This window comes from Rathayibacter sp. Leaf299 (genome assembly GCF_001423055.1).
Classification (GTDB): domain Bacteria; phylum Actinomycetota; class Actinomycetes; order Actinomycetales; family Microbacteriaceae; genus Rathayibacter; species Rathayibacter caricis.
Genome location: NZ_LMNT01000008.1, coordinates 36,573 through 62,990, shown reverse-complemented (window position 1 = coordinate 62,990; position 26,418 = coordinate 36,573). Strand labels below are relative to the sequence as shown.

The following is a 26,418-nucleotide window of genomic DNA, read 5'->3' as shown; positions in this document are numbered from 1 at the left end:
GCGGGGGGCGCGATATGTCCGACATAACCGGTGTTCTCGACGAGTATGTCCGATGAATGGCGCGGAGTCGAGCGTCGGCTTGGGAGGATGGGCGCATGACCGCGACGCCGCCGCCCTCCCTGCACCACTCGGTGCTCGACGAGCTCGGCTCGCAGATCGTGCGCGGGGAGCTCGCCCCGGGGACCGCGTTCAGCGCCGACGAGCGGGCCGAGCGGCGCGGAGTGTCCCGTTCGGTGATGCGCGAGGCGGTGCGGGTCCTCGAGTCGCTCGGCCTGGTCACCTCGCGCCGCCGGGCGGGGACCCGGGTGCAGCCGCCGGAGTCGTGGAACGCCCTCGATCCGCGCGTCGTCGCGTGGAGCCTGGACGGGCCGGACCGCCAGCGGCAGCTCCACCAGCTCAGCGAGCTGCGCCTGGGCGTCGAGCCGCTGGCCGCTCGGCTCGCCGCGTCGAACGCGACGGAGGTGCAGCGCGAGGCGCTGACGGACGCCGTGCGTGTGATGTCGGCGCACTCGGGATCGGCCGACCAGGGCGCGTACCTGGCGGCCGACACGACGTTCCACCGCACCCTGCTGTCGGCGTCGGGCAATCGGATGCTCGCACAGCTCGCCGACCTGGTCGCGGAGGTGCTGGCGGGGCGCACGCGGAACGCGCTGATGCCGCGGGAGGCCGACAGCGAGGCGCTGCGGCTGCACCGGGCGGTCGCGGCGGCGGTGACGGAGGGGGACGGAGCGGCGGCGGAGGCGGCGATGCGCTCGATCGTGGAGGAGTCGGACAGGGCTGTGCAGGAGTCCTGAGGGGTTCCCGCGCGCCGGCGTTGGAGCGGAACCGGCGCTTGGCGCATCCGCAGGCGTGAAGCGCTCGTCGCAGTTGGCGAACGTGAGGGGATGTCAGTAGTCGCTGGTTCTGTGCTCGTGTGACGGGATCAGACATGGTGGAGGTGCTCGAGGTCGTGCGGGAGCGCGGGGATCGGGCGGGTGAGTTGGCGCGGTCGGCATCGCCGGTGCTGCTGGCGGCGGCGGTGGAGCTGCATGCGGCCTACCGAGCGGCGGTGTCGTGTCCGGAGGCGTTCGCGCGGGGTCTGCCGCGGGGCGGGTCGGCGGATCTGGTGGAGCGCTCGGTCCGGGCGGAGCTCGCGGTCNCGAGCGGCGGTGTCGTGTCCGGAGGCGTTCGCGCGGGGTCTGCCGCGGGGCGGGTCGGCGGATCTGGTGGAGCGCTCGGTCCGGGCGGAGCTCGCGGTCGGGTGCGGGGTGTCGGAGCGGGTGGTGTCCCGCGATCTGGAGGACGCGCGGCTGCTGATCGAGGACCTCCCGCGCACCCGGGAGGCGCTCGCGGGCGCAAGGCTGCGGTGGGAGGCAGGCCGGATCATCTGCGCGACCGCCGCCAGCCTGCCGCCGGAGTCGCGGGCGGTGTTCGATGAGCGGGCGTGCGAGCTGGCGCTCGTGCTGACGCCCACGCAGCTGCGGCGCCGGGTCGCACGGCTCCGCGACGAGCTGCACGTCGAGCCGCTCGCCGACCGGCATGCGCGGGCTCGGGAGGATCGCGCGGTCTGGCTGGTCCCGAACGCGGACGGCATGGCGCTGCTGTGCGCACTACTCCCCGCCCCGGTCGCCATCGGAGCCTACGCACGGCTGGACCGCATCGCCCGCTGCCTCCGCGACAGCGCAGACGACGACGGAAGGGACGACGACGGGAGGATCGGCCCGACGGACGAGGTGAGCGCAGCGACCAAGGCCTGCGGCGAGCAGCGCACGCTCGCGCAGTTGCGCGCCGATGCGCTCGCGGATCTGCTCTGCGACGGCGACGTGTTCGGGACGACCCCGCCCCGCGACGGCGAGGCGTCCGACAAAGCGGCCGCCCCTGCGACGTTCGTGCCCGGCGTACGGGCCGAAGTCCGGTTGACCCTCACCGCGAGCACCGCCACCGGCCGCGACGACGCCCCCGCCGACCTCGACGAGTACGGCCTCATCCCCGCCCACGTCGCCCGCGAACTCGCCGGAGCGGCCACGACGATCACCCGCGTCCTCACCGACCCCGTCACCGGCACGGTCGTCTCGGTGGGCCGCACCCACCGTCTTCCCCCACCGCGGATGCGGCTCGCGCTCCAGCTGCGCGACCGGACGTGCCGCTTCCCCGGCTGCACCCGCCCTGCATCCCGCGCCGAAGCGGATCACTCCGTCGAATGGCGGCACGGCGGGGAGACGAGCCTCGAGAACCTCGCCTCCCTCTGCACCGCCCACCACCACGTCCGCCACGGCGACCGCTGGACCTACGTCCTCCACCCCGACGGCACCACCGAGTGGACGACTCCCACCGGGCGCCGCATCACCACACGACCGGGCGACCTCCTCCCGGACCCGCCGCGACGCCGGCCGGCTCCGCTGGTCAAGGCGACATGCACGGCATGACGGAGGAGCAGTCGACGAGAGCGCCCGACGGGCGGCGCTGGTTCCGCACGCCGCCTCCGGGGTTGCCGTGGAGCGTGGCGGAGCGCACAGTGGAGGCATGGTCGAGGGCTACTCCTCCGCGCAGGTGCGGGCCGCGGAAGCGCCGCACCTGGCGCGGCGCGAACCGCTCATGCAGAGGGCGGCGGACGGACTCGCCCGCGAGATTCGCGCGCTGCTGGCCGGGCGGCGAGACCGCCGCGGTCCGGGGACCGTGCTGGTGCTGGTCGGGCCGGGGAACAACGGCGGCGACGCCCTCTACGCGGCGGCCGAGGTCGCCTCCTCCGGTGTCGACGTGCTGCTCGTGCTGACCGCCGACCGCTGGCACCAGCGGGGGCTGGCCGTGGCGCTCGACGAGGGCTGCGACCGCGTCCCGGCGGACGACGTGCGGGCGCTGCTCGCCGCGATCGCGCGCGCGGACGTCGTGGTCGACGGGATCCTCGGAATCGGCACGCGGCATCCGGCCCTCTCAGGACGGCCCCGCTCGATCGTCGAGACGGTCATCGACGCTCTGGCCGACCGCGAGGAGCGTCCGGTGGTCGTCGCGGTCGACCTGCCCAGCGGCATCGGGCCCGACGACGGCAGCGTCCCCGATCCGACCGTGCTGCACGCGGACGTGACCGTCACGTTCGGGGCGATCAAGGCCGGGCTGCTCCTGCCGCCCGGCGACGCGTACGTGGGGCGGATCCGGCTCGTGGACATCGGGCTCGGGCCGGACCTGGCCGGGGTCGAACCGCTCGTCCGGGAGTGACGCCGGCGCGGGCAGCGGGTTCCGGCTCCGTCAGCGGGTGAGGAGGTGCGACTTCTCGGGGTGCTCCTCGAACCACTGGCCGACGTACCAGCAGAGCGGCACGATGCGCCGAGCGCTCGAGGTCTCGATGTCGTCGACCGCGAACGCCACCAGCTCGCCGGCGAGGCCGCGGCCGCGGAACGGCGGAGAAGTGAAGGAGCGCACGAGCGAGACCGCCTCGTCGTTCTCGCGGTAGTCGAGGACGCCGACCAGCGCGCCGTCCTGATGCAGCTCGTAGCGGGACGCGTCGTCCGCGCGCCGGAAGTCCTGGGCCATGCCTTCAGCGTAGGACGGAGGCGGGCGCCACGGGACGGATGCCGAGAACCGGAGCGTCAGGACTCGTCGCCGAGCAGATCACCGTCGACGTAGAACCAACGCCCGTCCTCCCGGACGAAGCGGCTGCGCTCGTGCACGAGGCCGACGCCCTCCGAGGATCGGTACGAGGCGCGGAACTCGACGAGTCCGTCGACGTCGTCCTCCCCTCCGCGGGCCGTGTCGACGATCTGGAGGCGCCGCCAGCGGACGTCGTCGTCGAGATCGACGCGCGGCGGTCGCGTCGAGGGGTGCCAGCTGGCGAGCAGGTACGGGGCGCTCCCGAGCACGTTGGCGCTGTAGCGGCTGCGCATCAACCGCTCGGCGGTGGGCGACGGGGTCTCGCCGAGATGGGCGGGGCGGCAGCAGTCGGCGTAGTGGCGGCGGCTTCCGCACGGGCAGGCGTCGGCGGGGTGCATCCGGACAGTGTCGCAGGTGGCGCGTCCGCCGAGCCGGGAGGTGTGCATTCCCTCCACGTCCGCCCGCGCGACTTGAGACCGGCTGCGGATCTCGGAATCGTGGCCGTCTCATCGACCACGGACGGAAAGGAACGACCGATGCTCACGCTCACCGACAACGCCAGCACTGTCGTCAAGACCATCACGGGACAGACCGAGACCCCCGTCGAGGGTGGCCTGCGCATCAGCGGGACCGACCTCGACGCCCAGAACTTCGCCGTCGCCGTCGCGCCGGCACCCGAGACGACCGATGCCGTCGTCGAGCAGGACGGGGCGCGCGTGTTCCTGGACGTCGCCGCCTCCGTCGCCCTCGGCGACAAGGTGCTCGACGCGCAGGTCGACGAGAGCGGCACCGTCAGCTTCGGGCTCGCCGCCCAGGGCTGACCTGCTCCGACGGCGGTCACGCCAGGACGTCCGAGATCCGGAGCCCGATCGGGCGGGCGGTGTCAGGACAGGATGTCGCGCGTCGTGAACCGGCCGGCGGCCAGCGCGCCGAACACCGCGACGTAGGCGAGCTGCAGCAGCGCGTTCTCGCCGAAGGAGCTCCACGCGATGGGGTCGCGCAGCAGATCCGCGAAGTCGAACCAGCGGTCCGTGAACAGGAACGGGTGCAGCGCGTCGAGCTGCGAGAGCGATCCGACGATCTGCGCCGCGATCGACACGACCACGGTCGCGGCCATCGCTCCGACGGGGACGTCGGTCAGCGTCGAGATGAAGAGTCCGATCGCGGCGAGCCCGACGAGCGAGAGTGCCACGTAGACCGCGATCGCCAGGGCGCGGCCGATCGCATCGACCAGCGGCACGGTGCTGCCCGACAGCAGGGTGACCGGTCCGACCGGGAAGAGCGCGAAGCCGATGAGGATGCCCGTCACCATCACCGTGAGGGCCGCGGCGAGGCAGAACGCGAGCGCGGCCGCGAACTTCACGGCGAGGAGCCGAAGTCGGCCGACGGGAGTGACGAGCAGGTAGCGGAGGGTGCCGAGCGACGCCTCGCCCGCGATCGCGTCTCCGGCGACCACTCCGATGGTCAAGGGGAGGAACAGCGGCACCGCCACCGTGATCGCGGCGAAGCCGGTGAAGAGGCCGTTGCCGCCGATCGCGCCCACGAAGGACGGACCGCCGCCCTCGCCGGAGAGGCGGACGGCGACGGCCAGCAGGACGGGGATCGCGGCCAGTGCGGCCAGCAGCGCCCAGGTGCGGCGACGGCGGAAGAGCAGCGTGAGCTCCGAGAGCAGGAGGGCTCCCACTCCCCCGCGGGTGCGGGACGCCTCCGCGGCGATCGTCTCAGCGCTCGACATCGAAGCCCTCCCCCGTCAGCTCGACGAAGCGCTCCTCGAGTGACGGCCGGCGCACGGCGAACCCGCGCACGCGGACCTCGGCTCGGACCAGTCCGGCGACGACCGACTCCTCGGCGACCCCGGGAGGCATCGCGGCGACGACGAGCGGCGGATCGCTCGGGTGGTCGGCGGGGGCGACGCGGGGGGCGAGCCCCTGCTCGACGAGGCTGCGCTGCGCGCGCTCCGGATCGGGGGTGACGAGCTCGAGGATGGCCGCGTCGCCGCGGAGCTCGTCCAGACCGCCCTGCGCGACCAGGCGTCCCGTGCGCATGACGGCGGCGTGGGTGCAGAGCTGCTCGATCTCGGCGAGGAGGTGACTGGAGACGAGCACGGTCGTTCCGTCGGCGTTGAGACTCCGCACGAGCGAGCGGACCTCGCGGGTGCCCTGGGGATCGAGCCCGTTCGTGGGCTCGTCGAGGACGATCAGGTCGCGCGGCGAGAGCAGGGCGACGGCGATGCCCAGTCGCTGCTTCATCCCGAGCGAGTAGGAGCCGACCTTCTTGCGAGCGGCGGCGCTGAGGCCGACCCGGGCGAGCGCCTCCTCGACGCGGAGCCGCCGGGTGCGGGAGGACGTGCCGGCCTCGGCGGCGTCGAACCGGCGGAGGTTCGCGGCCCCCGAGAGGAACGGGTAGAAGCCCGGTCCCTCGACGAGGGCGCCCACGCGCGGAAGGACCTCGGCCGAGCGGCGGGGCATGCTCTCACCGAGCACCGTGATGCTGCCCTCCGTGGGCGCGGCGAGGGCGAGCAGCATCCTGATGGTCGTCGTCTTGCCCGAACCGTTGGGTCCGAGGAACCCGAAGACCGCCCCGCGCGGGACGGCGAGGTCGAGCCCTGAGACGGCCTCCTGGCGCCCGAAGCGCTTGGTGAGGCCGCTCATCTCGACCGCGAGGGCGGTCGCGGTCACCGACCGGCCGCGTCGACCAGGACGTCGACCGGCACGGAGCCGGCGAGGACGCGGCCGTCGTCGGTGAGGAGCACCGACACCAGCGCGGCTTCGAGGGCGCGACCGCCGTCGACGCGGGTGGTGACGGCGTCGAGGGAGGCGAGTGCCTCGGAGTCGCCCGCGGGCAGCTCAACGACTGTGGCCCAGCCGGTGCCGGTGGTCACGACATCGGACGACTGCGCAGAGGAGGACTCTGCATCGAAGGACTCTGCATCGGACGACTCCGCGCCGGGCTCGATCGAGAGGTCGTGCTCCGGGGCCGCCCTCTCGACGACCTCGGCTCCCTCGGGCGCGGTGAAGGCGAACATGGCGGCATCCGGGGCGTCGAAGTCGATGCTGGAGTAGGCGACGCTGAACGCGGGTGCGGTGCCGCCGCGCGCGGTCACGGCGACTCCGAGCGGGAGGCCGGTCTCTCCGTCGATCGAGACGGTGACCGAGCCGACGAGCGTCGAGCCCTCGCGCGGAGTGAGGACGAGCTCGTACGCGTCGCGGCCGGCGACCTCGACGTCGGAGCCGACGGCCACCGCGGTGGTCGGATCGATGCTCGCGAGCAGATCCTCCGCGATGCTCGAGGGCGTGGGGACCTCGCCCGACGGCACGGTGTCCGGTGCGGCCGCCCCGGACTCCGGAGGCAGGAAGTGGGTGGCCGTGTTCTCGGCGGAGTCGTAGACCCAGACGCCCTCGCCCTTCGTCGCGACCACGTCGCGCTCGGCGAGCCGGTCGAGGACCTGCAGGCGGGCACCCTGCTCGGCGTCGACGAAGACGCGGGCCTCGTGAGAGCCGGTGGCGAGCTCCATCAGGGCGCCGGCCGGGGAGGCGTCGGAGCCCGACGAGCCCGGCGCGGAGCCGCCGAGGGCGGAGAGGTCCGGCAGGCCGAGGTCGGAGGACTGCTCGATCTCACCCGAGAACGCGGTGACCTCGTTCTCGGCGGCGAAGGTCAGGAGCTCGGAGGCGGTCTTCTCGGGCAGGTCTCCTGCGGCGCTCGCGGAGAGGGGCAGGGCGACGGCCGCCGCGACGACGACCAGGGGGACGGCCGCAGCGGGCGCCCAGCGCTTCCATGTGGTGCTCATACCCCGGGAGGGTACGCGGCGAACCACCGAACCGGCTGCGAGTCGCGCGACGTCCGAGGGGTCAGGAGACGCGCTGAGCCGAGACGACGACGTTGTCGACGTAGTGCCCGTAGGAGTCGTCGAACACCCCTCCACACGTGATCAGCCGCAGCTGCGCGGTGGGGGTCGGGCCGTAGACGTCCTCGGTCGGGAAGTCCTCCTTGGGCACGCTCACCGAGCCGGTCACCTCGAAGGTGCGGGTGCTGCCGTCCGAGAGCACGACGTCGACCGTGTCGCCGGGGACCAGCGCGGAGAGGTCGAGGAAGACTCCGGGGCCGATCCGCGAATCGACGTGGCCGGCGATGACCGCGGGCCCGATGTCACCCGGGACGACTCCGTCCCGGTACCAGCCCGCCCGGTCGACGGCGACGGGCGGCTGGATCCAGCCGGTCCCGTCCCGCGTCAGCGACTCCAGCGACGAGTCGACGCCGATCGCGGGGATGACCACGCGCTCGGGCACGACCGCCGAGCGGGCCGGAGCCGCGGCGGCGACCGGGTCCTGCAGGGCCGCCGCCGCGCCGGCGCCGGGGGTCGACCGCGCGGTCGTGGAAGCCGTCGCCGGAGCGGAGGCGGCGGGTCCGCCCTCATTGGCGGGCTCCGCCGCCGAGCAGCCGGCCAGCGCGAGCAGGGCCGCGAGGACGATCGCCGCGCGGGGACCGCGCCGCATCAGCTCGCGCGTCCGCCGACGCTCGAGCGCCGGGCGATCAGGGCGACCGCTCCGGCGATGAGGCCGTACACCGCCAGGACGGAGACCACTCCGAGGGCCCCGGAGACGATCGGAGCCGCACCGGTCGACGCGACGTGCACGGCGGTCGCTCCTCCGCCGGTCTGGATGCCTCCGGTGGGCAGATCGCCCACGGCGGCGGAGTCGAGCACGGGAGAGAGCACGAGGCCTGCGTTCGCGTCGTCGAGGACGAAGAGCGAGGCGACGGATCCGGGAGCGAGGTCGAGATCGGAGGTGGCGGAGACGGAGCCGGCCGAGACGTCGAGGCCGGACGGGCCCGCCGGCACGCTCGTGTAGGACGAGGCCGTGCCCTGCGCCGCGCCGGTCGCGAGCGGGATGCCTGCCGCGGTGGAGACGTCGACCCGGGACGCGGTGGTCGAGGCCTGGATCACGCGGACGCGGGCCTGCCCGTCGGCGGGCGGGGTGAGGTCGTCGGTGAACACGGTCGTGCTCAGGACGGCGTTGCGCCCGAGGGCCGCGACCGTGAGCGGTGTGCCGCCGGTGACGTCGACCGCCTGCTCGATCACGGGCGCGGTCCCCTCCGGAGCGTCCGAGGGGACCATCGAGACGACGTACGTCCCGGTGTCGAGAGTCCAGTACGGCGAGACCGCCCCGTAGGCGACGTCGTCGAGTTCGAACGCGGCTCCGCCTCCCGAGAGCGACGTCAGGGTCACGTCGACCGCCTTCGTGTCGGGCGAGAGGTGCGCGACCCGCACCCATCCCGTCTCCTGCTCGGCCGCCGAGGCGGGCGCGGCGCCGAGTGCGGCCAACGCGGACGCGGCGGCGAGGACGACCGCGGCGCGCGAGACGCGGCGGGGACGGGAGGAGCGGGTGGTCGGGAGCATGGCGGGTCCTTCGGGTGGAGGGGGACGTTCAGGGGGCGCCCGGGAGCAGCCCGGACGGCTCGTCGAGGTCGAGGGTCACGAGCAGGCCGGCGTCGGTGGACTCGACGGAGGTGGGGACGAAGTCGCCCGTCTGGCTGTCGAGCCACGCCCTGGCGGACGCGGTGGCGGCGGCGTCTCCGGGGAGATCGGCGCCGTTGAAGCCCGAGAGCAGCATCTGGTGGCGCACCCCGTCGGGCTCGCCGGCTGCGGCCGGGAAGTCGGCGACCGACAGCGGCGAGGCGGCGAGCTGCTGACCGAGCAGGAGGAGCAGACGGGAGTCGACCCGTCCCGCCTCGAGGAGCTCGCGGGCGGCCGGAGTCGCGGCGAGGGCGGGGTTCGTCGCCAGCTGCCCGCCGGCCGACGCGCGCGCCGCCGTGAGGACGGCGTCGTCGGCGGAGGCCTGATCCGCGCCGTCGGCGAGCACCTGGCGCACCTCGACCGCGGAGTCTCCGCTGCCGAAGCTCACGACCGCCTCGGAGTTCTCGAGCGCGGTCGCGGTCTCGCCGGACGCATCCGCGAGCAGCGCGGGGGTGGCGAGGACGTACTCGACCACGCGCCAGGCGGAGTCCGGCGCGGCGGCGGCGAGTGTCGACTCCGCGACGATCGTGTCGGCGGGGAACCCGGCGGCGGTGACGTCGGACACGAGGTCGTCCTCGACGAGCAGCACGGAGTCGGGGTCGACCGTGGAGGCGATCCAGGCGATCGCCTCCACGGTGGCGGCGGGGTCGCCGGCCGTCCCGGCGGTGCCCACGGCGTCGCCGTCGTCGGGGAGGAGGAGCGGGACGGCGACGAGGGCGCCGCCGATCACGAGGACGCCTGCCGCGATGCCGGCGCCGATCAGGAGGCGGCGGCGGCGGGGGCGGACGGGGACGACGGTGCCTTCGTCGTCGGAGTCCTGCTCCCTGCCGTGCCAGCGGTGCTCGGAGGCGGGCACGGGAGCGGGGAGGGCGGAGCGGTCGCCGCGATCGACGGGAGGCGCCGCGGGCGCGGCGCGCGGAGCGGGAGGCGCCGCGATCGGCAGGATGGGAGGTGCTGGGGGCGGGGGTGCGACGGGGGTCGCGGGCTCGGTCTCGGGCTCGGGCTCGGGCTCGGGCTCGAAGATCTCGATACCGATCGTCGTGTCGTCACCCGGAGACGTCTCGACCGGCGCGACCTCGGCCGGCTCGTCGTCGACCAGTTCGTCGTCGATCGGCTCGGCCTCGATCGGCTCGGCCTCGGTCGGCTCGTCGTCGATCGGCTCGGCCTCGGTCGGCTCGTCTTCGATCGGCTCGGCCTCGGTCGGCTCGTCTTCGATCGGCTCGGCCTCGGTCGGCTCGTCTTCGACCAGCTCGGCCTCAACCAGCTCGGCCTCAACCAGTTCGGCGTCGATCGGCTCGGCCTCGGCTGGCTCGGCCTCGACCGGATCGGCGTCGATCGGCTCGGCCACGATCGGGTCAGGAGACATCGGCTGCGCGTCGGAGGGCGCCTCCGACACGGGCTCGTGCACGGGCTCGTCTTGGGGAACCGACGCGACCGCGGGCGCAGAGGCGGCGGGCGGCTTCGGCGCGAATCGCGACTCCGGCCGGTGCGTCAGCGCCCCGAAGGGCGGAACCGGGACCGCCATGACGGGCGGCTCCGGCTCGGGCTCGGGCTCGGTGAGCGGTCCCGGCGGGGGTTCGATCGGCGCAGTCGGCTCCGGTTCGATCGGAGGAGCGGGCTCAGGCTCCGCGGGAGGGGTGGGCTCCTCGACTGGCTCGACGTCGGGCGACGTCTCCGGCTCGACGACCGGCGCGCGCTGGGGCTCGACGACCGGCGGAACGACCGACTCGGCGTCCGGATCGGTGTCCGGATCGGTGTCCGGCTCCTCGGCGGCGACAGCAGGCTCGGCGTCGGGAACCACGAAGGGTGCGAACGACTCCGCACCGGGACGTCGAGCGAGGGTGCGGTCGAGATCGGGCTCCTCGGGTGCGGCGTCAGTATCTACCTCGCGGGGTGGGGCCTCGGTCCCGGCTGCAGCGGACCGCGCGGCGGCGAGGTCGAGTTCGCGGGCGCGGCTCAGCACCGGAACGGCACTCCTGGGCAGGGTGTCGTCGGAGAGCGGCGACGCGGCCGTCTCGTCGGCGACCTCCTCCGTCTCGACGGGCTCCTCCGACGCGAAGATCGGCTCCGGATCGGCGGGGATCACCTTCCGCGTCGGCACCATGGTGATCGGCGGCGCCGCCTCCTCGCGGCCGCCGGTCAGGGACTGGACCTTCGAGAGCAGTCGCCGGGCCGCGGACGTCGGGCGCGCCATCAGCGCACGCTCCGTCCGGGCACGCTCGCGCGTCTGATGGTCATGACTCCTCTTCGGAGCCCTCGGCCCGATCGGATCGGTCCGTCGTGCGGTCGGGAAGCGCGCGCCCACGTGTGCATGCGCCCAGTCTCGCGGTGCAGTGGCGCAGAACGAAAGCCGAGTGGCGCGCGGGTGGCGGTGTCGGACGCGCCCGAAGGGGGTGCGCCGAGCCGGGGCGCCCGGGATGATCGCAGGATGGACCTCCCGTTCCCCCTCCCGATCGCCCCCATGCTCGCCAAGGCGGTGGCCGCCGTCCCCGCGCAGGACAGCGTCGCGGGCGGCTTCTCCTACGAGCCCAAGTGGGACGGCTTCCGCGCGATCGTCTCGGTCTCCGACGGCGTCGTCGAGATCGGCAGCCGCGGCTCCAAGCCGCTCACCCGCTACTTCCCCGAGCTCGTCGAGGCGCTCGGACGCCTCCTCCCCGACGGCTGCGTCGTCGACGGCGAGATCGTGCTGGCGACCGGGCCCGACGGCGCGCAGCGGCTCGACTGGGACCTCCTCTCGCAGCGGATCCATCCGGCCGCGAGCCGGGTCGCCACGCTCGCCGCCGAGACCCCGGCGATGCTCGTCGCCTTCGATCTGCTCGCCGTCGCCGGGCGCTCGCTGCTGGAGGAGGCGTACTCGGCCCGCCGCGCGGCGCTCGCCGACCTGTTCGAGGGCGTGCCGCATCCGCTGCACCTCGGGCGCAGCACCGACGACGAGGCCCTCGCCCGCGACTGGCTCGAGCGGTTCGAGGGAGCGGGCCTGGACGGAGTGATCGCGAAGCCGCTCGCGGCCCCGTACTCCCCCGGCAAGCGCACGGTGCTCAAGATCAAGCACCACCGGACGGCCGACGTCGTCGCGATCGGCTACCGCGAGCACACCTCGAAGCCCGGCGTCGGCTCCCTGCTGCTGGGCCTCTACGACGACGACGGCCAGCTACTGCAGGTGGGCGGCGCCTCCGCCTTCTCGGACGCGCGCCGGATCGAGCTCGTCGACGAGCTCGCGGACGCCGTGGAGCGCGACGAGTCGGGCGACCCCGTGCGCGGCGACGGCGAGCGGAGCCGTTTCTCGGGCGCCAAGGACACGTCCTTCGTCCGGCTGCGACCGATCCGCGTGCTCGAGGTGCGCTACGACCAGCGCGAGGGCGACCGGTTCCGGCACACGGTGCAGTTCGAGCGCTGGCGCCCGGATCGCGAGGCGCGCTCGTGCACGTTCGAGCAGCTGGAGCAGCCGGTCGCCTACGACCTGCAGGACGTCCTGGGCTGAGGGGCGGTCAGCCGACCGGCTTCTTCGCGCGGCTCGGCTGCACGCGCGGCGGCTCCCCCGGCATCTTCGGGAAGTCGGGCGGGAAGGGCAGCTCGCCGAGCCCCTCCGACACGTCCCGCTCCCACCAGCCGAGCAGGGTCTCGAGCGTGCCCGCGGTCTCGTGCATCCGCGCCCACGGGTCGCCCGTGGAGCGGAGGCGGTCCGGTACCGTGCGGATCGTGAAGGCGGCGGGGTCGACGCCGTCGAGCTCCTCCCACTCCACGGGGCACGACACCGGCGCGTGCGGCAGAGGACGCGGACTGTAAGCGCCGGCGATGGTGCGGTCGCGGTTCGCCTGGTTGAAGTCGACGAAGAGGCGCTCGCCGCGCTCCTCCTTCCACCATGCCGTGGTGACGTCCTCGGGCATCCGCCGCTCGAGCTCCCGGGCGGCGGCGATGACCGCGTGGCGCACCACGAGGAACTCGTGCTCGGGCACGATCGGCGCGAACACGTGGAGCCCGCGATTGCCGGAGGTCTTCACGAACGCCTCCAGCCCCGCCTCGCGGAGCACCTCGCGCAGGACGTGCGCGGCCCGCACCGCCTCGGCGACGCCGGTGCCGGGCTGCGGGTCGAGGTCGATGCGCAGCTGGTCGGGGTGGTCGGAGTCCTCCGCCCGCGAGGCCCACGGGTGGAAGACGAGCGTGTTCATCTGCGCGGCCCAGACCGCGACGGCGGGCTCGTCGATCACGAGCTGCGGATGCACGCGTCCGCTGGGGTAGGTCACCGGCACCGATCGGACGTACTCCGGTGCGCCCTTGGGCGGGTTCTTGGAGAAGAACTGCTCGCCGTCGATCCCGGAGGAGAAGCGCTGCAGCGAGATCGGGCGGTCGCCATTGGCCGCGACGAACGCGTCGCCGACGGCGATGAGGTACTCGGCGACCTCGCGCTTGGTGATCCCCGGCGCGGGGTAGAGCACCCGGTCGGGGCTCGAGAGCCGCACCTCGCGATCGCCGTGAGGTCCGGGGACGGTGAGGACGACGGCGTCACGGGGCATGCCCACACGCTAGCCCGCGGTGCCTCCGGGCGACAGGGGCCCTCCGCGGCGCCGTCGGAGCCGGATCGGGCCCTTCGCGCGCGACGGATCGACGACCTGCCCGCCCTGCACTATCTCGATCTCGCCGCGGTCGACGAGCCGGCGCGCCGCGCGGCGCACGGGCTCCATCAGGGGCCGCCAGTCCTCGCCGCCGACCTTCCGCGCGACCTCCGACGGGCAGGCGGTCGAGGACGCCGCCCGGGCGAGCAGGACGGTGCGGATCTCGTCCTCCAACCGCGCCTCCTCCGGGCCGACTCCCCGGCGACGGCAGGCGTCGGAGCAGTACTTGACGTCCTCCCAGTCGCGCGCCCACTTCGCGCGCCACTGGATCTCGCGGCCGCAGGAGGCGCAGACCTTGCTCTCGGGGCGGGCGGAGGACTCGCGGACACGGTGGGCCATCCTCCGAGTCTGCGCGGGCATCCGGTCTTCTGCCACCGGTTGCGGGATGCCGAGGGGACCTGCAGGCGCCGGTGTCATACTCCGCAATGCGGCCGAGGTCCCGGGGTCTGTACGACAGGCTGGAGGGACCGTGCTGCGGCACGAAGGCGGGCCGTCCCGGTCGCCGCGCCGCACCCCGAACGATCAGGAGTCTCCGATGAGCCGTGAGAACCTCGCCACCACCTCCGACGCCGACGCCGGCGCGCACCACCGCGCGGCCTTCGCCGGCCTGTCCCCGGAGGAGTTCAAGCTCGCGTTCCGCAACCACGCCGCGGGCGTCGCGCTGATCACGGCCGACCCGGGCACCGGCCCGGTCGCCCTGACCGCGACCTCGGTGTTCTCGGTCAGCGCCGAGCCTCCGCTCTTCGTCTTCTCGCTGTCGGCGGCCTCCTCGAGCACGCCCGCGATCCGCGCCTCCGAGACGCTCGTCGTGCACCTGCTCGGCGCGCAGCAGCTCGACCTCGCGCGGCTGGGCTCGACGAGCGGGATCGACCGCTTCGCCGACACGTCGCTCTGGTCGCGGCTGCCGACGGGCGAGCCCTACTTCCCGGCCGCCGCGGCGTGGATCCGCGGCACCGTCATCAACCGGATGGAGGCGGGCTCGTCCACGATCGTGGCCGTGCACGCCCTCGAGGCGCACGTTCCCGAGGACTCGGACGCCACGGCGCCGCTGGTCTACCACAACCGCACCTGGCACCACCTCGGCGAGCACTCGCGGCTCGGCTGACCTGCTCGAACGACGGAGCGGCCGTCCTCGGGATCCGAGGGCGGCCGCTCCGTCGTTCTGCGCGGCTCAGGCGTCGCCGACGGCGACAGGGCGGCCCGGCGTGTTGGACCACTGCGACCAGGAGCCCGGGAACACCTGCGGGGCGAAGCCCGCGAGCGTGAGGGCGACCGCATCGGCTGCGGCCGTCACTCCGGAACCGCAGTAGACGCCGACGGGCGCGTCGCCGGTGACGCCCAGGGACTCGAAGCGGGCGCGGAGCTCGTCGCCCGGCAGGAAGCGGCCGGAGTCGTCGACGTTCGCGGTCGCCGGAGCGTTGCGGGCGCCGGGGATGTGCCCCGCCCGCGGGTCGATCGGCTCGACGTCCCCGCGGAACCGCTCGGGTGCACGGGCGTCCAGCAGCACGCCGTGCCCGGGCAGGGCGGCGGCGGCGTCGATGTCGAGTACGGGCAGCGCGCCGTAGCGCAGCTCCACGTCCCCCTCCGGATGCTCGACCGGCCCGGTCGCGAGCGGGCGGCCCGAGCCGGTCCACGCGCGGAGCGAGCCGTCGAGCAGGCGCACGTCCGCCACGCCGGCGTAGCGCAGCAGCCACCAGGCACGGGCCGACGACAGGTTCTTGAGGTCGTCGTAGACGACGACGGACTGCCCCTGCCGCAGGCCCCAGCGGCGCGCCGCCTCCTGCAGCCGCTCGACGGAGGGCAGAGGGTGCCGTCCCTGCTCCGGTGCACCGTGCTCCGCCAGCTCGTGGTCGAGGTCGACGTAGACCGCGCCGGGCAGGTGGCCCTCCAGGTACGCCGGGCGCCCGTCGGGGCGGTCCAGCCGCCAGCGCACGTCCAGGACGAAGGGCGGCTCGGGCGAGGCGAGGGCCGCCTCGAGCTCGTCGGGGGCGACGAGGACGTCGCTCCGGGCGGGGGTGTCAGTCATGACGGTCCTTTCGAGGGGGCGCTCACAGCGCTGTTCCGGGATTCAGGATGCCCTGCGGATCGAAGGCCCGCTGCACCGCTCGCTGGAGGGCGACGACCTCGGGTCCGAGTTCGCGGCGGGCCCACTCGCGTTTGAGGGCGCCCACGCCGTGCTCGCCGCTGACGGTGCCGCCGAGCTCGAGAGCGAGGGCGAAGACCGCCTCCGCGGCGGCGTCGGCCTGCAGGCGGGCGGTGTCGGAGTCGTCGCGCACGCGGATGATCGGGTGCAGGTTGCCGTCGCCCGCGTGGGCGAAGACGTAGACGTCGGCACCGGTGTCCTCGGCGATCGCGTGCACCCGCCGGATCGCCTCGGCGAGCCGGGACCGCGGCACGGCGATGTCCTCGATGAGGACCCGGCCGCGCGCCTCGATCGCGGGGAGGGCGTCGCGGCGAGCGGAGGCGAGCGCGAGTCCCTCCGCGGGGTCGAGCGTCGTCTCGACGCTGAGGGCGGTCTCGGCGAGGACGGTGCGGACCGCCTCGATCTCGTCGGCCGCGCCGAAGCCGTCGGTCTGCACCAGGAGGAACGCGCCGCCGCGGAGGGCCAGCGCGGTGCCGCGGAGGGCGTCGATCGCCCCCAGCGTGCGGTCGTCGACCAGTTCGAGGACGCTCGGGCGCAGGCCCGCACGGGCGAGGGCGGTGGCGGCCTCGGCTCCGGTCGCGACGTCGGCGAAGTAGGCCGCGGCGGTGGCGACGGACCGGGGCCGCGGGAGGAGCCGCAGCGTGGCGCCGACGACGACGCCGAGACTCCCCTCCGAGCCCACGACGAGTGCCGTGAGGTCGAGACCGACGACGCCCTTCAGGGTGTCGCGCCCGAGGTGCACGAGCGATCCGTCGGCGAGCACGACGTCGAGGGCGAGGACCGCGTCGCGGGTGACCCCGTACTTGGCTCCGCGGAGGCCGCCGGCGTTCGTCGCGATGTTGCCGCCGACGGTCGAGATCTCCACGCTGCCGGGGTCCGGGGCGTAGAGGAGGCCGTGCTCGGCGGCGGCCCGGTCGAGATCGGCCGTGATCACGCCGGGCTCGACCCGCGCGACCTGGTCGACGGGGTCGATCGAGAGGATGCGGTCCAGTCCCGAGACGTCGAGGATCAGCGAGCCCTCCCCGGCGCTGGCGGCTCCCGCGAGCCCGGAGGCGGCTCCCCGCGTCACGACGGGGATCCCCTCCGCGGACGCCCGGGCGAGGGTCGCGCGCACCTCGTCGACCGAGCGGGCACGGACGACCTCCGCCGGGACTCCGCCCGGGGACCAGCCCGAGCGGTCGGCGCGGAGGGAGGGGAGATCGGGCGCGAGGGCGCTCACGCGTCGAGCCGCTCGACGATCGGCGCGGCACCCGCCGAGGCCCTGACCCGCTCGAGGAAGAGCACGACGGTCGCGGCGACGGAGCGGTGCGAGACGTCGTTCAGGACGTCGTGCCGGCCGCCCGCGACCAGATGGATCTCGGCGTGCGGGGCGGTGCGGTGCACGGCGACCGCCTCCTCCACGGGGCTGACCGGGTCGGCTTCGCCGTGCAGGGCGAGCAGCGGCACCGCGACGGCGCTCGCCGCCACCGCGAGCAGCTCGGGCGGCAGGACAGCGGTGGCGACGGAGCCGGTCTCGCGGGCGAGGACGCCGGCGTGGGCCGGGCAGGCGGTGCGATCGGCGACGGCCGCTCCCTCGGGGCGGACCGGGAGGCCCGCGACCACGACGGCGTCGACCGCGGTGGTGGCCGCGATCTCGAGCGCGATCGCCGCGCCTGCGTCGGAGCCGACGAGCACGACGGGGGCGACGAGGGACGGATCGGCGAGGAGCGCCCGCGCGGCATCGGCGACGCCGTCGGCCGTCGCCTCGCCGAGCACGCGGACCCGGTAGGCATCCCGTGCGAGGCGGGAGCCGAAGCGCTCGTAGACGGCCGGGGTCTCGCCCCGGCCTGCGAGCACGACGAGCGTGCCGCGCGGGGCGATCCCGTCGGGCTCGTCGAAGGCGAGGGGAGCGGGTGCGAGGGAGGGGGCGGTCATGCGGGAACTCTCTCTGAGGGAACGTTGTGGGGATGCAGGAGCTCGGCCAGCGCGAGCGGCGCGCGGGCCGCCTCCGCTCCGCGTCGGCCGAGGAGGGACTGGAGGCGCTCGTTCACGGGCGCGGGCACGCCGGTGCGCCGCGAGAGCAGCACGATCTCGCCGTTCAGCAGATCGACCTCGCTCCCGGCGCCGCGGGCGAAGCTCTGCCAGGTGGAGAGGCGCCCGGGGACGTGCCCGGGGACCGGATCGACGACGAGGCGCGTGCCGTCGTCCTCGGCGATCGCGCGGCCGTCGGCGAGCAGCACGGCCCGCGCCTCCGCTGCGAGCGCCGTGCGCGCCTGCGCCCTCTCGTCGTCCGTGCCGGCGAAGAGGTCGAGGCCGTTCGCCGTGTTGACGACGAGCTTCCGGGCCTTCCAGCCGCTGATGTCGCCGACGGCGCGGGCGGCGAATCCGGCTCGGCGGAGGATCGCGGCGTACTCCTCGGCGCGCGGGTCCTCCGCGTCCGGGTACCGGCCGATCCAGAGCACCCCTACGGTCGGGAAGGACGGCGAGACGACCTCGCCGGGCTCGAGGAAGCTCGCGGCGATGCCGATCGAGACGCCGAAGACGTCGCGGTAGCGGCGCAGCGCCGCGTCCTCGGCCGCGAGCCCGTTCTGCAGGGTGAGGACGGGCAGGTCGGCGCCCGCTCCCCCGTCGACCAGCGGTGTCCAGGCCCACTCGGCGAGCGCCGCCTCGGCGTCCTGCGCCTTGACCGCGAGCACGAGCACGTCGCCGCGGGTCGGCGCGACGCCCTCTGGGCCCGCGGCCACCGGCACGGCGACGGTCTCGTCGCCCGCCGGCCGGCGCACGGTGAGCCCGCTCCTGCGCAGCACGCGGAGCTGCTCTCCGCGGGCCACGAGGACGACGGGGTGTCCGGAGAGGTGGAGCTGCGCGGCGAGGACGGAGCCCACGGCGCCCGCTCCGATCACTACGAAGCGGCCGGTCATGCGACGGCTCCCGCGACGGTGGTGCCCGGCACGGCGGCCAGGAGCGCCCGGGTGTACTCCGCCTGTGGCGAGCCGAAGACCTGCCCGGTCGTCCCCGCCTCCTCGACGCGTCCTCGGTTCAGCACGACGACCTCGTGCGAGACCTCCGCGACGACCGCGAGATCGTGCGAGACGAACAGGTACGCCACTCCGAGGTCCTGCTGCAGCTCGACGAGCAGGTCGAGGATCTGCGCCTGCACCGACACGTCGAGCGCCGAGACCGGCTCGTCGAGGAGCACGAGGTCCGGGCCGAGGGTGAGAGCCCGGGCGAGGGCGACGCGCTGGCGCTGGCCGCCGGACAGCTCGACCGGCAGCCGGGAGAGGGACGACTCCGGCAGCCCGACGCGCTCGAGGAGCTCGCGGGCCCGCTGCAGCCGGGAGGAGCGGTCCCCGATGCGGAACGAGACCAGCGGTTCGATCACCGACTCGAGCACCGTGAACCGGGGGTCGAGCGCGGCGAACGGGTTCTGGTGCACGAGCTGGATCCGGCGGCGCAGCGGCCGCCACTCCCGCTCGCGCGCCCGGGTCACGTCGACGCCCTCGACGAGCACGCGTCCGCTCGTCGGCGCGACGAGTCCGAGCGCGATCCGCAGGGCGGTCGTCTTGCCCGATCCGGACTCCCCCACCAGGGCGAGGGTCTGCCCGGCGCGGATCGAGAACGACACGTCGTCCAGCGCGCGGAGGTCGGCACGGCGGCCCGGCAGGGCGAACTCGTGCACCACGTTCTCGATCCGGAGCACCTCCGGAGCGGGCTCCACCCGCGTGAAGCGCGGCACGATCGCGCCGCCGTGTCCGAGGCCCGGGGCGGCGGCGATCAGCGCCCGGGTGTACTCCTCGCGGGGAGCGACGAGGATCCGGGCGGGTGCCCCCTCCTCGACCACGCGGCCCGAGCGCATCACGAGCACCCGGTCGGCCCGGTCGGCGGCGACGGCGAGATCGTGGGTGATGATCAGGAGCGAGATGCCCTGCTCCCGGACCAGCGACTGCAGGTGGTCGAGGATCCGCTTCTGCACCGTGACATCGAGTGCCGAGGTGGGCTCGTCGGCGATGATCAGCCGTGGCTTCCCCGCGAGCGCGATCGCGATGAGCGCCCGCTGGCGCAGTCCACCCGAGAGCTCGTGCGGGTACTGCCGGGAGCGCAGCTCCGGGTCGTCGATGCCGGCCTCGGCGAGCGCCGCCAGCACCTCCGCGTCGACGGAGCGGCGGTCGACTCCGCGCAGGCGCACCGACTCGGCGACCTGCGCGCCGATGCGCAGCGTCGGGTTCAGCCCGACCATCGGATCCTGCGGCACGAGGGCGACGACCCGCCCGCGGAGTCGGCGCAGCTCCTTCTCTGACGCGGCGGTCACGTCGGAACCGTCGATCGTGATCGATCCGCCCCTCACGCGGCCGTTCGCCGGGAGCAGGCCCAGCACGGCGTTCGCGGTCGTGGACTTGCCGGAGCCGGACTCGCCGACCACCGCCACGATCTCGCCCGGGGCGATCTCGAGCGAGACGTCGTGCACCACGGGCCGGCCGTCGTAGGAGACCGAGAGGCTCTCGAGCCGCACCAGCGCGCTCATCGCTGCACCTCCTCGATCGTCTTGGCGACGTGGTTGAGCGAGAACACCAGCAGTCCGACGAAGAGGCCGGGCAGCAGGGACAGCCACGGGCTCGTCACCAGGTAGTTGCGGCCGGTCGAGATGAGCGTGCCCCACTCGGCCGCGGGCGGAGCGGCTCCGAAGCCGAGGAAGCTCAGCGCCGCGACCGCGATGATCGCCGTGCCGAGATCCAGGACGGCGAGGACGGCGACCGGGCCCCAGGAGTTGGGCAACACGTGCCGCACCAGCACCCGCAGGCGCGTGGCTCCGCCGGTGCGCGCCGCCTCGACGTAGGGCAGCGTCTTCACGCGGAGCACCTCCGCCCGCGTCGTCCGCGCGAATCCCGGCAGGATCCCGATCCCGACCGCGAGGGCGACGGGCAGTGTCCCGAATCCGATCGCCGTGACGATCGCCAGCGCGAGCAGCAGGCCCGGGACGGCGAGCAGGACGTCGACGATCCGCATGATCACGGCGTCCACGACTCCTCCTGCGTAGCCGGAGACGACCCCGAGTGTCAGACCGCCGACCAGCGCGATGGCCAGGGCGATCACGGTCGCCTGGATCGTGAGCGCTCCGCCGTGCAGGACGCGGGCGAACAGGTCGCGGCCGAGCTCGTCGGTGCCGAAGAGGTGCGCGGCGCTCGGCGCCTGGAGCTTGTCGATCGGAGCGGTCGCGTACGGATCGTACGAGGTGAACAGCGCGGGAGCGATCGCCGACACCAGCACGAAGACGGCGAAGGCGAGGGCGATCAGGAAGCCCGGTCGGCGCAGGAGCAGGCGGAGCGTCCGCCGCCGCCGCGCCCCGCGCCCGTGCGCGGTCGCGACGGGAGTCACGACGGGCGGCGCGGCCTCGACGGAGGTGTCGGGACGGGTGAGTGCGAGCGTCACGGTCGAGCCGCCTTCGGGGTGTAGGTGATGCGCGGATCCAGGAGCGGGTAGAGCAGGTCGACCAGGAGGTTCGCGCCCACGAAGACCGCGGCGGCGAGCACCACGATCGCCTGGACCACCGGCACGTCCTGGGTGAGCACCGACTCCTGGGCGAGAATGCCGATGCCCTGCCGGGCGAAGATCGTCTCGGCCACGATCGCCCCCGTCACGGTGTTGCCGGCGAGGACGCCGAGGATCGTCAGCGTCGGGAGCGAGGCGTTGCGGAACGCGTGCCGCCACTGCACCGCCGCCCGACCGAGCCCCTTCGCCCGCGCGGTCGTGATGTACGACTCCGCCTGCACGTCCGCGAAGCTGCGGATCAGCACCTGGGCGAGCATCGCCGAGGTCGGGATCGCCATCGTGACCGCCGGCAGGATCAGGCTCGCCGGCGTCGCGCTGCCCGTGGACGGCAGCAGGTGCAGCGTGAAGGCGAAGAACTGGATGAGCAGCAGCCCGATCCAGAAGCCCGGGAACGCCACTCCCGCCGAGGGGAGCCTCCCCAGCACGGTCTTGAGGGGCCGCCACTGCACGAGCGCCGCGAGGTATGCGAGCGCCGTGCCGCCGACCAGGGCGAGGCCGATCGCCAGAGCGCTGAGCTGCAGCGTGCCCGGCAGCTTCTCGGCGATCAGGTCGGTGACCGGGATCCCCTTCGTGATCGACGTGCCGAAGTCGCCCCGCAACGCGCTGCCGAGCATGCCCGCGTACTGCTGCCAGACCGGCTGGTCGAGGCCGTACCGCGCCTGCGCCTCGGCGAGCTGCTGCGGCGAGAGCGAGTCGAGCTCGACGTTGTTGGCCGACAGGAGGAGCGCCAGCGGATCGCTCGGCAGCAGCCACAGCACGGCGAAGGTCACCGTGTACGCGGCCCAGAGCACGAGGACCGCCTGAGCGACCCTCCCGAGGACGTACCGGCCGAGGCCGGAGGAGGCGGAGCGCGAGCCCGGCCTCCCGCCGACCGCGGCGGGCGGGGCCTCGAGGGTCGTCACGGCTGGATCCAGGCGTCGGCGAAGTCGCCGAACGACTCCGAGGTGAAGCGGAAGCCGTGCACGCGGGACGAGACGCCCGCCAGCTGCACCCGCTCGGCGAACGGGAACACGAGCGCGTCGTCGATCAGGTAGTCCTGCAGCTCGGCGTAGACCGCGGCACGGGCGGTCGGGTCGACCGTCTGCACGCCCTCGTCGAGCAGGGCCTGCACCTCGGCGGCTTGCTCCGGAACGAAGTTGTTGACCGCCTGCGCCTTCGACCCCGCGACGCGCGAGTCGACGATCCACTGGATCACTCCGGGATCGGCCCGGGTGTAGTAGGTCGAGATCAGATCGTACTGCCCGCTGCCGAGCACGTCGGCGCGCTGGGCATTGGTGATCACGTTCAGCTCGAGTTCGATGCCGACCTGCTTCAGCTGGTCCTGGATCAGCTGATCGCCCGCGCCGAACTGCGCGACGATCGGGACCGACAGCGTCAGCCTGCGGCCGTCCTTCGACCGGTACCCGTCGTCGCCGAGCTCCCAGCCGGCCTCGTCGAGCAGCTCCCCCGCGCCCTCGGCGTCGAACGCCAGAGCGTCCGACTCGTCGACCCAGTAGGGCGTGGTCGTGTTGTAGACGCTCGTCACCGCCGGGTAGTCGGCGCCGAACACCGTCGTCGCGTAGGTCTCGCGGTCGATCGCCTTCTGCACCGCCTGCCGCACCCGCTCGTCCGAGAGGATCCGCCCCTCGGCGACGTTGGGGTAGTAGTTGCTCGCGGGCCCCGGCAGTGCGCGGCTCTCGACCGTGTCGCCGCCGCCCGTGATCACGGCCTGGTCGTTCTCGGTGATCGGGTTGCGCGGCCAGGCGACGTCGATCTCGTCGCTGGTGAGCTGTCCGACGCGGACGCTGTCCTCGGCGACGTAGGTGACGTCGATCCCGTCCAGGTGCGCCTCCCCCGTGTTCTCGCGCAGCGCCGAGCCCCAGGCGTACCCGTCGCGCTTGTCGAGCGTGATGCCCGTGCCCGGGGTGTAGTCGGTGAGGGTGAAGGGGCCCGAGCCGACGACGTTCCCGAGGCAGCGCTCCTCGGGGGTCGCGGCGTACGAGGAGGCCGCGAGGATCGCCAGGTTCGTGGTCGAGGTGCCCTGCAGGAACGAGGCGTTCGGAGCGGCGAAGCGCACGGTCACGGTGTCGGCGTCGACGACATCGGTGCCGGCGTAGCCCGCGAGGTAGACGCCTCCGTAGGCGGAGGGCAGCTCGGCGAGCGTCGCCTGCGCGCTGTCGAAGGCGGTCTTGACGCTGTCGGCGGTGAACGCGGTGCCGTCCGAGAAGGTCACGTCGCTCCGCAGGTCGAAGGTGTACTCGGTTCCGGAGTCGTTCACCGTCCAGTCGGTCGCGAGCCAGGGCCGGATCTCGCCGGTCTCGGGGTCCTGGTCCGTGAGGGAGTCGGCGACGTTGCGGATCACCGTGCGGTGCTCGATCCAGTAGGTCTGGAAGGGGTCGACGCACGAGAACGCCGCGTTGTCGGGGAAGAACGCGAGCCGGAGGCGGCCCCCGTCGACCGGGGCGGAGTCGCCCGAGCCGGTGCCCGCGTCGGAGGCGCCGGAGCAGGCGGTGAGGGCGAGCGCGGAGGCGAGGGCCAGCGCTGCGGCGGACGCCGCGCGGGATCGTCGGAAGGGTGCGGTCATGTCGGTGTCTCCAGAGAAGGGTGGTGCGGGAGGGAGGGCCGGTGCGCGCGGTCAGCGCACGGCGGCCGCGAGGCTGCGGGTGCCGAGGATCACGAGGGCGGCGTCGTCCTGCGGAGGGTGCACGCGCGAGGCGAGCACGTCGCGCAGGTGCCGCTCGAGCGGGTGGTGCCGGGTGAGGCCGGGATTGCCGAGGGCGGCGACGGCGGTCTCGACCGCCGCGACCGCGGACCTGGTGGCGAGGAGCTTGCCGGCGAGGACGCGCTCGGCGGCCTGCGGGTCCCCCGCGTCGACGCGGGCGGCGAGCGAGAGGAGCACCTCCTCCGCCTGCACGAGCTGCGCCTCGATCTCGCCGGCGACGGAGCGGATCCGCTCGGTGGTCGCGATGGGCCGCCCGAGGGAGGTCGGCACCCGCTCGTTCGCGAAGCGCACGAAGAAGCTCTGCGCGGCGCGGCCGACCCCGACGTAGAGCGCGGCGACCGCGAGGCCGAAGCCGCCGGCCGCACCCGCCTCGGGAGGCAGCTGGGAGCGCGGGGTGCCGCGGAAGTGCTCGATCGGGATCCGCACGCGGTCGTAGACGACGTCGTGGGTGCTGGAGGCGCGCTGACCGAGGTGGTCCCAGGTCCGCTCGATCCTGACGCCGGCGGCGTCGCCGGGCACGATCGCGTGGCCGAGCTCCGGCTCCCCCGACGGACCCTGCGGGTCGACCGCCCAGACGAGGTGGTACGCCAGGCCCTCGGAGCCGGTGGCGAAGCCCTTGCGCCCCTCCAGCACCCAGTGGTCGCCGTCGCGGCGGATCGTGGTGGCGGGCAGTCCGCCGCGGGCCGGCGCGCCCCACTCCGGCTCGGCCCGCACCGCGTTCAGCAGCACGGGGCGCTCGCGCGAGTCCTGGAGGACCGAGCGGTAGAGCTCCTCCGGCCAGATCCCGGAGCGGTCCTGCGCCGCGTGCTGCAGCGCGGTCATCGCCGAGATGAGCGCGACGGCCGGGTCGCCGGCGCCCAGTGCGCCGAACACGCGCACCAGATCGACGGTCGAGGCGGGGGTGCCGCCGTAGCGGGTGCCGACGGCGAGGGTCAGCAGTCCTGCGTCGTGGACGGCCCGGATCCCCTCCCACGGGAACTCGGCGGTGCGGTCGTAGTGCTCGGCCGTCTCGTCGAGGAGCGCGGTGACGCGGGCGAGGGCGCGGTCCGACAGGTCCGGCGCGTCGATCAGGGGCGCGGTCAGGAGGCTCACGCCGACACCTCCGCGAGCTCGCGCTCGGCCTCGAGCGGCGGTTGCGCGACGACCTCACCGCGGCGCCCGGTGGCGTCGCGGTGCGCGAGCTCCTGCCGCACGAGCGGGATGAGGTAGCGGCCGTAGTCGATCGCGTCGTCGAGGTTGTCGTACCCGCGGATCGAGATCAGGTCGGCGCCCAGGTCGACGTAGTCGAGGATCGCCGCCGCCACCGTCTCGGGCGTGCCGACGAGCGCCGTCGAGGCGCCCTGCGCTCCGGTGGCCGTCGCGGTCGGGGTCCAGAGCGCGCGGTCGTGCAGATCCTTGCGCTTCGCGATGTCGAGCAGGCGCTGGGACCCCACGTTCGCCGGGCCCGAGGCGCCGGGCGTCTGGACCCACAGCCCCTTCTCGCCCTTGCGCGGGGTCCCGGTCGTCGCCGAGCGCCCCTGCAGGATCCCGAGGATGCGGTGCGCCTTCTCCCAGGCGAGCTCCTCGGTCGGCGCGATGATCGGGCGGAACGTGACCCACGTGCGCGGCGCGTCCGCACGCCCGGCCGCGAGGGCCGCGTCCGCGATCCGGTCGATCTGCTGCTGCGTGTCGGCCAGGGGCTCGCCCCACAGGCCGAAGATGTCGGCGAGAGCCCCGCCCTGCCGGTAGGCCTCGTCGCTCGATCCGCCGACCGAGACCGGGATGTCCCCGCGCACCGGGCGCACCCGGGAGACGAAGTCCTCGAACCGGTAGTAGCGGCCGTCGTGGTCGAACGGCTCGGTCGCCGACCAGACGCGGCGCAGGATCCGGATGTACTCCTCCTGCCGCGCGTAGCGCTCCGCCTTGCCGAGGCGGTCGCCCTCGCGGGCCTGCTCGTGGTCGCTCCCTCCGGCGATGAAATGCACGACGGCGCGGCCGCCCGACAGCTGGTCGAGGGTGGCGAGCGCCTTGGCCGCGACGGTCGGGTACACCGTGTTCGGGCGCAGGGCCACGATCGGCTTCAGGTGCTCGGTGTACTGCGTCACCGCCGCGGCGATCGTGAACGGGTCGTGCCCGGCCGAGCCGTACGGGACGAGGGTGTAGTCGAAGCCGCCCTCCTCGAGGATCCGGGAGTAGCGGCGCAGATGGGCGACATCGACCGCGCTCTCGGCGAGGCCGTTGACCTCGTTCGAGCGGTTGACGTTGATGGCGGAGATGAACTCGACGACCACGGTGGGTCCTTTCGGAGGGTGCGTGCGGGCACGGCGGAGAGACCTCGCTGCGGAGGCCGGAGGCGCCCGGGAGCGGGGCGCGGAGGGAT

The 26,418-nt window shown here is 74.2% G+C and carries 26 protein-coding genes; 6 read left to right on the top strand and 20 right to left on the bottom strand.

Annotated features, from left to right (window positions below; genetic code table 11):
• Positions 1 to 95: 95 nt before the first annotated feature.
• The 3 genes from ASF48_RS18490 to ASF48_RS18480 all read left to right on the top strand — a co-directional run bounded on the left by ASF48_RS18490 (position 96) and on the right by ASF48_RS18480 (position 3,192).
• Positions 96 to 794: a FadR/GntR family transcriptional regulator gene (locus ASF48_RS18490; protein WP_055794846.1), complete on the top strand. Its 699-nt coding sequence runs from the start codon at positions 96 to 98 to the stop codon at positions 792 to 794.
• A gap of 345 nt (positions 795 to 1,139) precedes the next feature.
• Positions 1,140 to 2,405, top strand: a 1,266-nt coding sequence (locus ASF48_RS18485; RefSeq protein ID WP_235577285.1) for an HNH endonuclease signature motif containing protein, incomplete at its 5' end; no start/stop codon positions are given.
• Positions 2,406 to 2,502: 97 nt separating this feature from the next.
• The gene (locus ASF48_RS18480) at positions 2,503 to 3,192 is read left to right on the top strand and encodes an NAD(P)H-hydrate epimerase (RefSeq protein ID WP_055794842.1); all 690 of its coding nucleotides are present in this window, start codon (positions 2,503 to 2,505) and stop codon (positions 3,190 to 3,192) included.
• Between the two features lie 30 nt (positions 3,193 to 3,222).
• Here the strand turns inward: ASF48_RS18480 and ASF48_RS18475 are convergent, their stop codons facing one another.
• On the bottom strand, positions 3,223 to 3,567 hold the full coding sequence (locus ASF48_RS18475; RefSeq protein WP_268788530.1) for a GNAT family N-acetyltransferase: 345 nt from the start codon (positions 3,565 to 3,567) through the stop codon (positions 3,223 to 3,225).
• The gene (locus ASF48_RS18470; RefSeq protein ID WP_055795020.1) at positions 3,564 to 3,962 is read right to left on the bottom strand and encodes a YchJ family protein; all 399 of its coding nucleotides are present in this window, start codon (positions 3,960 to 3,962) and stop codon (positions 3,564 to 3,566) included. The genes ASF48_RS18475 and ASF48_RS18470 overlap by 4 nt, the downstream gene beginning before the upstream one ends.
• Positions 3,963 to 4,100: 138 nt before the next feature.
• Between ASF48_RS18470 and ASF48_RS18465 the strand changes: the two genes are divergently transcribed.
• Positions 4,101 to 4,385: a hypothetical protein gene (locus tag ASF48_RS18465; protein WP_055794838.1), complete on the top strand. Its 285-nt coding sequence runs from the start codon at positions 4,101 to 4,103 to the stop codon at positions 4,383 to 4,385.
• A 62-nt stretch (positions 4,386 to 4,447) separates the two neighbouring features.
• Here ASF48_RS18465 and ASF48_RS18460 read toward each other — a convergent pair whose 3' ends face one another.
• The 6 genes from ASF48_RS18460 to ASF48_RS18435 form a co-directional block, all read right to left on the bottom strand.
• A complete protein-coding gene (locus ASF48_RS18460) occupies positions 4,448 to 5,299 on the bottom strand; it encodes an ABC transporter permease (protein WP_055794836.1) in 852 nt (283 codons plus the stop codon).
• Entirely contained in the window at positions 5,286 to 6,215 is a 930-nt protein-coding gene (locus tag ASF48_RS18455; protein ID WP_082481809.1) for an ABC transporter ATP-binding protein, read from the bottom strand. Before ASF48_RS18455 ends, ASF48_RS18460 begins: the two co-directional genes overlap by 14 nt.
• A gap of 23 nt (positions 6,216 to 6,238) precedes the next feature.
• The gene (locus ASF48_RS18450; protein ID WP_055794831.1) at positions 6,239 to 7,351 is read right to left on the bottom strand and encodes a LolA family protein; all 1,113 of its coding nucleotides are present in this window, start codon (positions 7,349 to 7,351) and stop codon (positions 6,239 to 6,241) included.
• Between the two features lie 61 nt (positions 7,352 to 7,412).
• Entirely contained in the window at positions 7,413 to 8,057 is a 645-nt protein-coding gene (locus ASF48_RS18445; RefSeq protein WP_055794828.1) for a class F sortase, read from the bottom strand.
• A complete protein-coding gene (locus ASF48_RS18440) occupies positions 8,057 to 8,959 on the bottom strand; it encodes a DUF4397 domain-containing protein (RefSeq protein ID WP_055794826.1) in 903 nt (300 codons plus the stop codon). Before ASF48_RS18440 ends, ASF48_RS18445 begins: the two co-directional genes overlap by 1 nt.
• A gap of 28 nt (positions 8,960 to 8,987) precedes the next feature.
• Positions 8,988 to 11,270 carry a hypothetical protein gene (locus ASF48_RS18435; protein WP_055794824.1) on the bottom strand — a complete coding sequence of 761 codons (2,283 nt, stop codon included), beginning with the start codon at positions 11,268 to 11,270 and terminating at the stop codon, positions 8,988 to 8,990.
• 234 nt (positions 11,271 to 11,504) lie between these two features.
• Here ASF48_RS18435 and ASF48_RS18430 point away from each other — a divergent pair, with 234 nt between their 5' ends.
• The gene (locus ASF48_RS18430) at positions 11,505 to 12,557 is read left to right on the top strand and encodes an ATP-dependent DNA ligase (protein ID WP_055794822.1); all 1,053 of its coding nucleotides are present in this window, start codon (positions 11,505 to 11,507) and stop codon (positions 12,555 to 12,557) included.
• A 7-nt stretch (positions 12,558 to 12,564) separates the two neighbouring features.
• Here the strand turns inward: ASF48_RS18430 and ligD are convergent, their stop codons facing one another.
• Both ligD and ASF48_RS18420 read right to left on the bottom strand, forming a co-directional pair.
• A complete protein-coding gene (gene ligD, locus ASF48_RS18425; RefSeq protein WP_200931051.1) occupies positions 12,565 to 13,590 on the bottom strand; it encodes a non-homologous end-joining DNA ligase in 1,026 nt (341 codons plus the stop codon).
• A 9-nt stretch (positions 13,591 to 13,599) separates the two neighbouring features.
• Entirely contained in the window at positions 13,600 to 14,028 is a 429-nt protein-coding gene (locus ASF48_RS18420; RefSeq protein WP_055794820.1) for a DUF2256 and DUF3253 domain-containing protein, read from the bottom strand.
• A gap of 196 nt (positions 14,029 to 14,224) precedes the next feature.
• Here ASF48_RS18420 and ASF48_RS18415 point away from each other — a divergent pair, with 196 nt between their 5' ends.
• The gene (locus ASF48_RS18415) at positions 14,225 to 14,794 is read left to right on the top strand and encodes a flavin reductase family protein (protein ID WP_055794819.1); all 570 of its coding nucleotides are present in this window, start codon (positions 14,225 to 14,227) and stop codon (positions 14,792 to 14,794) included.
• 66 nt (positions 14,795 to 14,860) lie between these two features.
• Here ASF48_RS18415 and ASF48_RS18410 read toward each other — a convergent pair whose 3' ends face one another.
• The 10 genes from ASF48_RS18410 to ASF48_RS18365 are packed head-to-tail and all read right to left on the bottom strand — an operon-like array spanning position 14,861 to position 26,329.
• The gene (locus ASF48_RS18410) at positions 14,861 to 15,715 is read right to left on the bottom strand and encodes a sulfurtransferase (RefSeq protein WP_055794817.1); all 855 of its coding nucleotides are present in this window, start codon (positions 15,713 to 15,715) and stop codon (positions 14,861 to 14,863) included.
• A gap of 22 nt (positions 15,716 to 15,737) precedes the next feature.
• A complete protein-coding gene (locus tag ASF48_RS18405) occupies positions 15,738 to 17,051 on the bottom strand; it encodes an FAD-binding oxidoreductase (protein WP_055794815.1) in 1,314 nt (437 codons plus the stop codon).
• On the bottom strand, positions 17,048 to 17,746 hold the full coding sequence (locus tag ASF48_RS18400; RefSeq protein WP_055794813.1) for an alpha/beta hydrolase: 699 nt from the start codon (positions 17,744 to 17,746) through the stop codon (positions 17,048 to 17,050). Before ASF48_RS18400 ends, ASF48_RS18405 begins: the two co-directional genes overlap by 4 nt.
• Positions 17,743 to 18,732: a ketopantoate reductase family protein gene (locus ASF48_RS18395; RefSeq protein ID WP_055794811.1), complete on the bottom strand. Its 990-nt coding sequence runs from the start codon at positions 18,730 to 18,732 to the stop codon at positions 17,743 to 17,745. Before ASF48_RS18395 ends, ASF48_RS18400 begins: the two co-directional genes overlap by 4 nt.
• A complete protein-coding gene (locus ASF48_RS18390; protein WP_055794808.1) occupies positions 18,729 to 20,333 on the bottom strand; it encodes a dipeptide ABC transporter ATP-binding protein in 1,605 nt (534 codons plus the stop codon). Before ASF48_RS18390 ends, ASF48_RS18395 begins: the two co-directional genes overlap by 4 nt.
• Positions 20,330 to 21,238: an ABC transporter permease gene (locus tag ASF48_RS18385; protein WP_082481799.1), complete on the bottom strand. Its 909-nt coding sequence runs from the start codon at positions 21,236 to 21,238 to the stop codon at positions 20,330 to 20,332. Before ASF48_RS18385 ends, ASF48_RS18390 begins: the two co-directional genes overlap by 4 nt.
• Complete coding sequence (locus ASF48_RS18380; RefSeq protein ID WP_082481797.1) at positions 21,235 to 22,260, bottom strand: ABC transporter permease; 1,026 nt, start codon at positions 22,258 to 22,260, stop codon at positions 21,235 to 21,237. Before ASF48_RS18380 ends, ASF48_RS18385 begins: the two co-directional genes overlap by 4 nt.
• The gene (locus ASF48_RS18375; RefSeq protein ID WP_055794806.1) at positions 22,257 to 23,921 is read right to left on the bottom strand and encodes an ABC transporter substrate-binding protein; all 1,665 of its coding nucleotides are present in this window, start codon (positions 23,919 to 23,921) and stop codon (positions 22,257 to 22,259) included. Before ASF48_RS18375 ends, ASF48_RS18380 begins: the two co-directional genes overlap by 4 nt.
• A gap of 51 nt (positions 23,922 to 23,972) precedes the next feature.
• Positions 23,973 to 25,151 (bottom strand): acyl-CoA dehydrogenase family protein, encoded by a 1,179-nt coding sequence (locus ASF48_RS18370; RefSeq protein ID WP_082481795.1) that lies wholly within the window; start codon positions 25,149 to 25,151, stop codon positions 23,973 to 23,975.
• Positions 25,148 to 26,329 carry an LLM class flavin-dependent oxidoreductase gene (locus ASF48_RS18365; RefSeq protein WP_055794803.1) on the bottom strand — a complete coding sequence of 394 codons (1,182 nt, stop codon included), beginning with the start codon at positions 26,327 to 26,329 and terminating at the stop codon, positions 25,148 to 25,150. The genes ASF48_RS18370 and ASF48_RS18365 overlap by 4 nt, the downstream gene beginning before the upstream one ends.
• Positions 26,330 to 26,418 lie beyond the last annotated feature (89 nt).